Source organism: Allosphingosinicella sp. (genome assembly GCF_036403745.1).
In the GTDB taxonomy this organism is placed as follows: Bacteria; Pseudomonadota; Alphaproteobacteria; order Sphingomonadales; family Sphingomonadaceae; genus Allosphingosinicella.
In genome coordinates this window covers 115,382-125,385 of the sequence record NZ_DASWQI010000062.1, presented here as the reverse complement: position 1 = coordinate 125,385, position 10,004 = coordinate 115,382, and the positions used below count along the sequence as shown (strand labels likewise).

Here is a 10,004-nt window from a genome sequence, read left to right as displayed (position 1 = left end):
TCGGCGGCGATGCGGCCGTCGCCCCCGGCCGAGCTGTGGCCGGCGACAAAGTGGCCTTCGAGCGACGCGACGATCGCCTTGCCGATGCCCCGGCTGGAGCCGGTGACGAGGATGTTGAGCTTGGTCATGCGCGCCCGATAGGCGCGCGGATGGGGCAGGAAAAGGGGCTAGGCCTGCGCCTTAAGCGGCGAAGGTGCTGACGAAGGCGCCGGCGGCGGCCTTGAAGCGGGCCATCTGCTCGTCGACATGGCCGAAATTCTTGGTCAGCCCGTCAATCTCGCCGGCGACATTCTCGGTGTCCTGGCGGATCGCGGCGATGGTCGAGGACATGGAATCGGCGGCGAGCGCGGTCTCGTCGACGGCGGCGGTGATCATGGTGACGGTCTGGGCCTGGACCTCCATCGCGCCCTGGATGCGGCCGGCGGTGCTCTGCACCTCGACGACCGTGCCCTGGATCGAGCTGTTGGCCTCGACGGTCTGGCGGGTCGCCTGCTGGATAGCGGAGATCTTGCCGGCAATCTCGTCGGTGGCGCGGGCGGTCTGGCTGGCAAGCGACTTCACCTCCTGGGCGACGACCGCGAAACCGCGGCCCGCATCGCCGGCGCGGGCGGCCTCGATCGTGGCGTTCAAGGCGAGGAGGTTGGTCTGGCCGGCAATGTCGCGGATCAGCGAGAGGATCGATTCGATCGCTTCGACATGGGAGGAGAGGGCGCGGCTCACCTCCATGGCGCGGCTGGCCTGGTCGCCGGCGCGAGTCGCGACGTCCGCGGCGATCTCGACCTCCGAGCGGGCGGTCTCGATGGCGCGGATCAGGCCGGCGGCGGTCTGCGCCGCTTCGCGCATGGCGAGGGCCGACTGCTCGGCGGCGGCGGCGACTTCGCTGGTCTTGCCGAGCATGCCGCGGGCCGAGGCGGCGGCCTCGCCGCTCTTGCGCCTGAGGCCGGCCGATTCGCCGTTGGTCGCGTCGACCAGATGGGCGACATCGCGCTCGAAGCGCTCGCTCTGCTTGCCGCGCGCCTCGGCGGCCGCATTGGCTTCGAGGAGGGCGACCTGGGCGAGGATGATGTCGCTTTCGTAGGCCGCGAGGCGTTGCAGCGTCTCGACCGCCTGGGCGAAGCCGGGGCCGTCGCCGAAGCGGTCGCGGAAGGCGCAGACGAGGGCGCCGACAAGGCGGGCGCGGCGGTCCATCTCGGCCGGGACCGAGGCGCCCTTGGTGTAGATTTCGAAGCCCAGGGCCGCGACCGCGTGCACCCAGGCGGCGTCGATGGGACGGGTGAAGCTCAGGCGGGTGCGGTCGACGGCGGTCTCGCCGCCGCTGTCGCGCACTGCCGCCTCGATGAGATCGCCGGCCTCTTCCCAGAGGGCGCGGAGCCTTTCCTCGAAGGCCCCGCCGGCATTGTAGGCGGCGAGGCGGTTCGAGACCTGCCGGTCGGTCAGCTTCTGCAACTTCTGTTCCCCGTGTGCGACGTAGCCGGCCATGGCCCACCCGCTCTGTTGATCGGCCATGGCGCTAGCACGCTGATGGTAAACGAGGGGTTTCACGGACTCTTATGCCTCCCCGCGCGCGCAGCGCGTGGGGAGGGGGACCACTGGAGGTGGTGGAGGGGTCGTTGGCAAGAACGCCGCCGGGCCTCGACAATGAACGTACAGGCGTACGGAATACCCCTCCACCAGCTTCGCTGGTCCCCCTCCCCATCCGTTTCGGATGGGGAGGCACAAAGCTACTTCGCGCGGACGTAACTTCCCGGCGCGTCTTCCAAAGCCTTGAGCTTGCCCTTGCCCGGAATGCGTGCCCCCTTCGCAGGCACCTTCTTCTCCGACCTGGCGCCGATCCATTCGATCCAGTCGGGCCACCAGCTGCCCTTGTGCTCGGTTGCGCCGGCGACGAATTCGTCAAGGGTCGCGACCTTGGAATGGTTGGTCCAATATTGGTATTTCTGCGCCTCGGGCGGGTTCACCACCCCTGCGATGTGGCCGGAGCCGGCTAGGACGAACTTCAGCGGCCCGGCGAAATGGTGGGTGATCTTCCAGACGCTGTGGGCGGGCGCGATATGGTCCTCGCGGCCGGCCTGGACGTAGGTCGGGGTTTCGACCTTGCGCAGGTCGATGGGGACGTTGCCGACACTGATCCCGCCCGGCGTGACCAGCTTGTTCCCCTTGTAGAAGTCCTTGAGATAGGCCGTGTGCCAGGTCGCCGGCAGGTTGGTCGTGTCGCCGTTCCAGTGGAGCAGGTCGAAGGGCGGATAATCGTCGCCCATCAGATAATTGGACGTGACGTAGTTCCAGATGAGGTCGCGGCCGCGCAGCAGGTTGAAGGTGGCGGCCATGTAGCGGCCGTCGAGGAAGCCCTTCTCCGCCGAAATCCGGTCGATCATCTCCAGCGTCTCGTCGGCGACCAGCAGGTTCAAATCGCCCGCTTCGGAAAAATCGACCTGGGCGGTGAAGAAGGTGGCGCTGGCGACCTTCTCCGCCTCGCCCTTCGCCGCCATCCAGGCAAGGGTGCAGGCCAAGGTGGTGCCGGCGACGCAATAGCCGATCGCGTGGACGTGTCCGACGCCGAGCAGGTCGCGGATCGTGTCGATCGCGTCGCGCTGTCCGCCGAGGACATAATCGTCGAGCACCACGTCCTTCATCGTCGCGTCGGCCGACTTCCAGGAGACCATGAACACGGTCAGCCCCTGGTTCACCGCCCATTGGATGAAGCTCTTCTTGGGATTGAGATCGAGAATGTAGAAGCGGTTGATCCAGGGCGGGAAGATGACCAGCGGCGTCTCGTGCACCAGGTCGGTCGTCGGGCTGTACTGGATGAGCTCGTAGAGCGGGGTGCGCTTGACCACTTTGCCCGGCGTCACCGCGATGTTGCGGCCGACCTCGAACGCATTGGGATCCGTGTGGGTGAGCTGCCCCTTCGACAGGTCGGCGAGCATGTGCTCGAGGCCCTTCAACAGGCTCTCGCCCTTCGTCTCCATCGCCCGCTCGAGCACCAGCGGGTTGGTGAGCGCGAAGTTGGACGGGCTCATCGCGTCGACGAAGCTGCGGGTGAGGAATTTCAGCTTCTCGCGCTGCTTCGGGTCGACGCCGTCGAGCGCGTCGACGCTGCCCAGCAGGCGCTCGGAGACCAGCAAATAGGTCTGGCGGATCATGTCGAACAAGGGGTTTTCCCGCCATTGCGGGGCACTGAAGCGGCGGTCCTTGTCGGCTTTCTCCTCGATGCCCGTGCGCGGCGTCTCGAGCCCGAGTGCCCGCTGCCAGATGGCGAGCCCTTCGGTCCACAATTCGACCTGCTGCTCGGCGAGCTTCGCGGGATCGGGGAACATGCTCATCCACGGCAGCTGCCTGGCGAGCGCGTCGGGCTGCGGCGGCTTCGCCTCGCCGGCGGCCTTGGCGACATGTTCGAGCATCATCTGCTGCGCCCGGCCCATCACCCAGGTCCAGTGCTGCATCTCCTCGAGCGTCGGCAGCGGCGGCGCGCCCGCCGCGGCGCCGGGACCCTTGGTTTCCTGCTCGGCCATGATATGGTTCCTCTTCTCGCTCCGCCCTAGCCAACGCCCGAGGCGGGCGGAAGGGCTGCGGACGGAACGGCGCTGGGGCCCAGGATTCCTTGGCTGATGCCGTGCGCCCCGCGCCTCCCATCCCGTTACGAGGTTTCAGGGGGTCCCCCGCCCAGCGGGCGGCATGGAAGCTACTGATTTCGGGAAACTCGAAAAGCCTCAGCCTCTCAACGCCTTGGTGACCCCAACGGGAATCGAACCCGTGTTTTCGCCGTGAAATGCAGAAATTCAATTAAATCAACGTTGTGTGCCGCCTTTTACTCTCTGTTCCACCCATTAGTTCTCAATGGCTTACAGCGGCGGGGGCAAGAGATTCACCCGTTCTTCGCGGCTTCATCAGCAGGCAAGCGGCAACCTTGCCCCAATACCGGCTATTCATGAAGGCCGGCGCCGCGTCAAAGGTGGACTTATAGCGCTAGCGGCTCCGCGCTTGGTTGGGATCGACAAATCCCCATCCACTGGAGCTGACACACCGGCGTTGCCAGCGAAGCCAAGCACCGAGCTCGGCGGCGCAGGGATGCCGCGACGCCGTGCTCCGAGCAGCGATCGGGCGGAGACCGACAGCGCCCCGACTAATTCGCGGCCGCGTTGCTCCCATCGACGCGGGCCCGGTTGTGGACGAGATTCAGATAATAGCCGGCCAGCTCGTAATGGGCCCGCGCGGCGTCGGGGTGATCGGCGAGCTCGGCGCGCCGGATTTCCTGCTCGGCGCGCTCCCGATAATAGCCCAGATCCTCTCGCGACCTTATCATGGCATTACCCTCGCGGGTGCTGCGGCATGGGGAGCCCTGCAGTCGATCTCGTGCATCCGGTAGCCGAGCGTCGGCGCGACGCGGCGGATGAGCGGCTCCCACCGGCTGCGCTGATCGGCATAGCTTCCGGTGTCCTGGCGGGTCTCGATCCCGGCGCGGCGCAATGTCTCCACCGCCGCCGCGTAGCTTTGAGCTGACGTGCGGCCTTCCGCGGCGCCGCCGGAAGTTTCCTGCACCGTCGGGAAGTTGCGGTCGAGCGTGTCGAGCAGCATTTCGGCACCCTGGCGCAGGGCCCCGACCGGCGCGGAGCGGACCAGCCCCTTGTGCTTTTCGCGGTCCAGCGCGGTGTCGATCAGCGTCGTCAGGTCGAGCAGGATGAAGCAGAGCCGCGATACCGAATAATAAGGCTCCTCGAAGCGGAAGTAGAAGAGCAACGGATAGAAATGGTGCGCCTCCTTGGTCTGGGTGAGCGGGCGCACCAGGTTGCCCAGTTCGCTGACCGTGTCGCTGAAGTCCCCGTCCGGGGCAAGCCGGGCGAGCATCTCGGCGGCGTCGCCGGTGCCGCCGGTCATCAGCTCGACGGTCAGCGCCAGGGCGTTGCGCTCGCGCAGGCCCGAATAGAGCTGCACCAGATAGGACAGGACCAGCGACAGCACCGCGCCACCGATCAGCGAGTTGAAGAGATAGAGGAGGCGCATGCCGGCCGAGTGCGGCGAATAGTCGCCGCCGCCGACGATCGAGAGGCTGTTGCCGGCGACGAGGAGCGCGGTGACGAAGTCCTTCGGCGTGTCGCCGCTGCTCGGCCGGATCGCCGTCCCGAGCTCGGGCTGGACGATCATCGCCGCGCCGATCGTCAGCCCGAGCGCCCAGAAGAGGATCAGCAGGATGACGATGAGCGGCCCCGCATAGGACAGGACGGCGCCCCGCCGGCGGCCGAATAGCCCCGAGACGCCGCTCATCGCCGCCCAGACGAGCCGGTTCCAGCGCGGCGCCAGCAGTCCGGTGCCGGCGCGCGCATAGAGCACGGTGAGGAAGATATCGGCGAGGAAGAGCGTCATCAGCGCCGCCCCGCCGATCTGTTCGATCGTCATCGTTCGAAACCTCGATGAGACGAGCGGCTTTAGGCGACCAGCTCGGAGACCCTTTCGGGAACGGCGTCCGCGACTTGCCCCTCGGCTCGATAATCCGGCGGGTTCTTGAAGTCCTCGCGGGCGGCACCCCGTGACGCCTTCGGCCCCCGCGGCAGCCCGCTGCGATCCGAATAGTCCCGCTGGGTTCCCCGCTCGCGGCTGTGCACAGCCTTGGTCCCGGAATAGGCGAGGATGTCGAGCAAGGTGATCCCGACCACAAGCGCCGTTGCGATCGCCGCATTGTCGCGCTTGGGGTTGCCCGGGCGAAGCGCCAGGGCGAGCGTGCCGAGATCGAGCGCATCGCCGCCGATCCGGGAGGCGAGGCCCACCTGCTTGTCGACCGACAGGGTCGGCACCGCGCTTGCGATTTCGCGGGCGCCATAGGCACGGATCAAGCCTTCCTTGCCTTCGAGGCCCAGCGCGCGCGCAATGCGGCCGGGTGCCACCAGCTCGGCGACGCCGAGCCCGATGGAAAACCAGCCTAGCGCGCGCGCCAGCCGGTCCGCGCCGGTGAGCGAGCTTGGCCCCTTGCGCTGGACCTTGGGATCGCCCTCCGAACGGGCGATATCGGAGGGATGGAGGAGTGACATGGTGATACCTCTTCGAGCTGGAGGGTTCAGGCAGGCTGGAGCATGACCTTGATGCAGCTGTCCGCCTTGTCGCGGAACGTGCGGTACATTTCGGGGCCTTGCGACAGATCGACCTTGTGGGTGATCACGAAGGAGGGATCGATCCGGCCGTCCTCGATCATGCGGAGCAGCTCGTCGGTCCAGCGGGGCACATGCGCCTGCGCCATCCGGAAGGTCAGGCCCTTGTTCATCGCCTGGCCCATCGGGATCTTGTCGACGAGCCCGGTATAGACGCCGATGATCGAGATCACGCCGGCCGGCCGGCAGGCGTAGATCATCTCGCGAAGCACATGCGGACGGTCATTCTCCGCCATCAGCATCTGCTTGGCGCGATCGAGGATGGTGTCCGGCTGGCCCCAGTTGACGTGGTTTTCGGAGCCGACCGCATCGACGCATTTATGCGGCCCTTCGCCGCCGGTGAGCTCGTTCAGCCGGTCGAGAACGCTCTCCTCCTCGAAGTTGATCGTGATCGCTCCGGCCGCCGCCGCCATCGACAGCCGGTCGGGCAGGTGGTCGATGGCGATCACCTGCTCCGCGCCGAGCAGGATCGCCGAGCGGATCGTCATCTGGCCGACGGGGCCGCAGCCCCAGACCGCGACCGTGTCGCCGGGCTGGATGTCGCACTGCACCGCCGCGTGCCAGCCGGTCGGCAGGATGTCCGAGAGGAAGAGCAGCTTCTCATCCTCGATCCCGTCCGGAACCTTGATGTGGGTGGTGTCGGCGAAGGGTACCCGCAGATATTCCGCCTGGCCGCCGGCATAGCCGCCGGTGAGGTGCGTGTAGCCGAACAGGCCGGCCGTGCGGTGGCCGAACGCCTTGTCGCCCAGCTCGCCCTTGCGGTTCGAGCGCTGGCACACGGAGAAATTGCCGCGCCGGCACTGGTCGCACTCCCCGCACTGGATGGTGAAGGGAATAACCACGCGGTCGCCGACCTTGAGCGAGTTCCTTGCCGCGCTTCCGACCTCGACGACCTCCCCCATCGATTCGTGCCCCAGGATGTCGCCCGGCAGCATCGCCGGGATGAGGTTGTGGAAGAGGTGGAGGTCCGAGCCGCAGATCGCGCAGCTTGTGACCTTGATGATCGCATCCCGCGGTTCTTCGATTTCCGGGTCGGACACCGTATCGTAACGGACGTCTTCCTTGCCGTGCCAGACCAAGGCTTTCATGCGAGTCTCCTTCCGATGTGCGCAGGCGGCTATCGGGAAGCCGGACGATGCTCGGCATACGCACGATCCCTAGGGAACATTCCGAGGGTCAGGAGCATTGCCGCTTCGCCGGCAATTGCCCAAGGAGGGCTCCACTGGATGTCGGACACCGCATCGCCACCACTGGGGTCCGGCCGCGACGAGGCCGCCTTTGCCGCATTGGCATCGGCGGTCGTGCGCCAGGCGACGACCTTCATCGGCATCTGCGATGCGCGGCTTCGCCCCTGTTTCGTCAACGCGGCGGGACGCGAGATGATCGGCCTGCCGGCCGACGCCGACGTCACTGGCTTGCAGATCGTAGACTTTTTTACAGCCGGGGACCGTGCCGTCGTCGAGACGGTCGCCCTGCCGGCGTTGCTGCGCGACGGGCACTGGGCGGGGGACTTGCGCTTTCGCGACTTCGCGGACGAGTCGAAGGAGACGGAGGTGCGCTGGTCGGCCTTTGCCCTACGCGGCGAGGCCGGCGGACTGGTAGGGGCGGCGACCTTCACGAGCGATATCTCGGCCGGCAAACGCGCCGAGCGCGCGCTTCGGGACCAGGAGAGACTCCTCGCGTCGCTGCTGGACAACCTGCCTTTGGGCGTCGGTGTCTACGACAGCGACGGAGACGTGGTTCACTCCAACCAGAGCATGCGCGATTATGCCGGCGTCACCCGCCTCCCGTCGCGCGAGCAGGATCCTTCGCGGCGCTGGCGCGGCTACGATGCCCAGAACCGGCCGCTCCCGCCGGATCTCTACCCGGGGGCTCGGGCGCTGCGCGGCGAGTCCGTCCTGCCGGGGATCGACTTCCTTTATGGGGTCGGCAAGGGCCCCGAACGCTGGCTGCGGGTCAGCGCCGTGCCCTTCCGGCGGGAGCAGGACGACCGCACCGAGGCGATCGTCGTCGTCCAGGACGTGGACGATCTCAAGCGGGCGGCGGAGCGGGTCGAGGCCGCAAGCGCGGTGCTCGCCGCCCAGTCCCGCTTCCTCGAAGCGGCGCTGTCGTCGATTCCCGACTTCGTCTACGCCTTCGATCCGCGGCGCCGCTTTGCCTATGCCAATGCCGCGATGCTCGGGCTCTTCGGCCTCTCGGCCGAGGAAATGCTCGGCAAGACCTTCGCCGACCTCGACTACCCTCGGGACCTCGCGGACCTGCTCAACGGTCACATCGACCGCGTTCTCAGGGACGGCGTCACCGTCGAAGACGAGGTCTTCTACCGCAGCCCGACGGGCTACGGCGCCTATTTCGACTTCCATTGGGGGCCGGTCCGCGCCGAGGACGGGTCGGTCGAGCTGGTGGTCGGCGTGTCGCGCGACACCAGCCACCGCCACGCGATCGAGCAGGCGTTGCGCAGGAGCGACGCGCGCCTTCGCGCCGCGACCGAGCTGGCGGGCCTCGGCATCTATTCCTGGGATCCGGTCACCGGAGCGCTCGAATGGGACGACCGTCTGAGCGCCATGTGGGGCCTGCCGCCCGGCGCCGAGGTGACCATGGAGGTGTTCGAGGCCGGCATCCATCCCGACGATCTCCCCCGCGTCCGGCAGGCGATCGCCGAGTGCGCCGACCCTGCGGGGGACGGGCACTACGAGATCGAATATCGGTTGGTGCGCCACGACGGCGGCGGAACCCGCCAAGTCTCGACCTACGGCCGGACGATCTTTGCTGAAGGCCGTGCCGTCGATTTCATAGGCGCCGCGATCGACGTGACGGAGCAGCGGCGCAACGAGGCCGCGATCCGGGCGAGCGAAGCGCAGTTCCGCAGCTTCGCGGACAACAGCAGCAGCCTCATCTGGATCGCCGATCCAGGGCAGCGCGCCATCGTCTGGTTCAGCGCCGCCTTCGGGAAGATCCGGGGCGAGTCGTCCCCGGATGTGCCGGTCCCCTTCGCGGAGTGGCTCGCCGACGTTCATCCCGAGGACCGGCCGCAGGTCGAGCGCGCCCTTGCCGCCGTTAGCCGGGGCGAGGTCGCCGAAGTCGAATATCGGATCGTCCGCCCGAGCGACGGCGGCGTCCGCTCGCTCCGCGAGACGAGCTTTCCGATCCTGGACGAGCAGGGCGCCCTGGCCCGGATCGGCGGCATCACAAGGGACCTGACCCAGGAGGACGTCCGCCAGGCCTATATCGTGTCCGGCGGAGCCGCCGAGGCTCGCCGGCTCGCCGGCATCGTCAGGGCCGAGGGCTATCGCGCGCGAACTTTCGCGAGCAGCGCCGAATTCCTCGACGTCGCGCCGGTGCTCGCCCCGGGCTGCGTGATCGTCGACCTGCGCAAGGGAAGGGAAGAGGGCCTCTCCATCCCGCGGGAGCTCAAGGCGCGATCGATCCCGCTCCCGACGATCGCAGTCGACGCCCCGGGAGCGGAGATCGACGCGGCGGTCGCCGCCATGAAGGCGGGCGCCGTCGACTACGTGACCTTGGCAAAGGACGCCTCGCTTCGACCGGCCCTGGCGAAGGCGATGGCGGAATGCCTCGGCGCGGTGCGGCCGATGACGCGGGACGAAAATGCGGCGGCCCGGGTCGCGAGGCTGACGCCCCGGGAGCGGGAGGTGCTCGTCGGCCTCGTCGAGGGAGGCACCAACAAGTCGATAGGCCAGAAGCTCGGCATCAGTCCGCGCACCGTCGAGCTCCACCGCGCGCAGGTGACGAACCGCCTGAACGCGAGCAGCCTGACGGAACTGCTCCAGATCGCCCTCGCCGCAGGCATAGCTCCGTCAGCCCGGCTCGGGTGATTTGGCACGCCGCCTGTTAGCGGGCGCTACG

General features: G+C 67.7%; 7 protein-coding genes. 1 reads left to right on the top strand and 6 read right to left on the bottom strand.

Features of this window, described 5'->3' with window-relative positions; translation table 11 throughout:
- Positions 1 to 180: 180 nt before the first annotated feature.
- The 6 genes from VGC56_RS12415 to VGC56_RS12390 form a co-directional block, all read right to left on the bottom strand.
- Positions 181 to 1,446, bottom strand: coding sequence for a methyl-accepting chemotaxis protein (locus VGC56_RS12415; protein ID WP_464125267.1), 1,266 nt, complete (start codon positions 1,444 to 1,446; stop codon positions 181 to 183).
- A 275-nt stretch (positions 1,447 to 1,721) separates the two neighbouring features.
- Positions 1,722 to 3,512, bottom strand: a complete 1,791-nt coding sequence (locus VGC56_RS12410) for a PHA/PHB synthase family protein (protein WP_464125266.1) — start codon at positions 3,510 to 3,512, stop codon at positions 1,722 to 1,724.
- Positions 3,513 to 4,123: 611 nt separating this feature from the next.
- On the bottom strand, positions 4,124 to 4,303 hold the full coding sequence (locus tag VGC56_RS12405) for a hypothetical protein (protein WP_464125264.1): 180 nt from the start codon (positions 4,301 to 4,303) through the stop codon (positions 4,124 to 4,126).
- Complete coding sequence (locus VGC56_RS12400; RefSeq protein WP_464125263.1) at positions 4,300 to 5,394, bottom strand: hypothetical protein; 1,095 nt, start codon at positions 5,392 to 5,394, stop codon at positions 4,300 to 4,302. The genes VGC56_RS12405 and VGC56_RS12400 overlap by 4 nt, the downstream gene beginning before the upstream one ends.
- Positions 5,395 to 5,423: 29 nt before the next feature.
- Complete coding sequence (locus VGC56_RS12395; RefSeq protein WP_464125262.1) at positions 5,424 to 6,023, bottom strand: hypothetical protein; 600 nt, start codon at positions 6,021 to 6,023, stop codon at positions 5,424 to 5,426.
- Between the two features lie 26 nt (positions 6,024 to 6,049).
- Positions 6,050 to 7,228 carry a zinc-dependent alcohol dehydrogenase gene (locus VGC56_RS12390; protein WP_464125260.1) on the bottom strand — a complete coding sequence of 393 codons (1,179 nt, stop codon included), beginning with the start codon at positions 7,226 to 7,228 and terminating at the stop codon, positions 6,050 to 6,052.
- Between the two features lie 138 nt (positions 7,229 to 7,366).
- Between VGC56_RS12390 and VGC56_RS12385 the strand changes: the two genes are divergently transcribed.
- The gene (locus VGC56_RS12385) at positions 7,367 to 9,973 is read left to right on the top strand and encodes a PAS domain S-box protein (RefSeq protein WP_464125259.1); all 2,607 of its coding nucleotides are present in this window, start codon (positions 7,367 to 7,369) and stop codon (positions 9,971 to 9,973) included.
- Positions 9,974 to 10,004 lie beyond the last annotated feature (31 nt).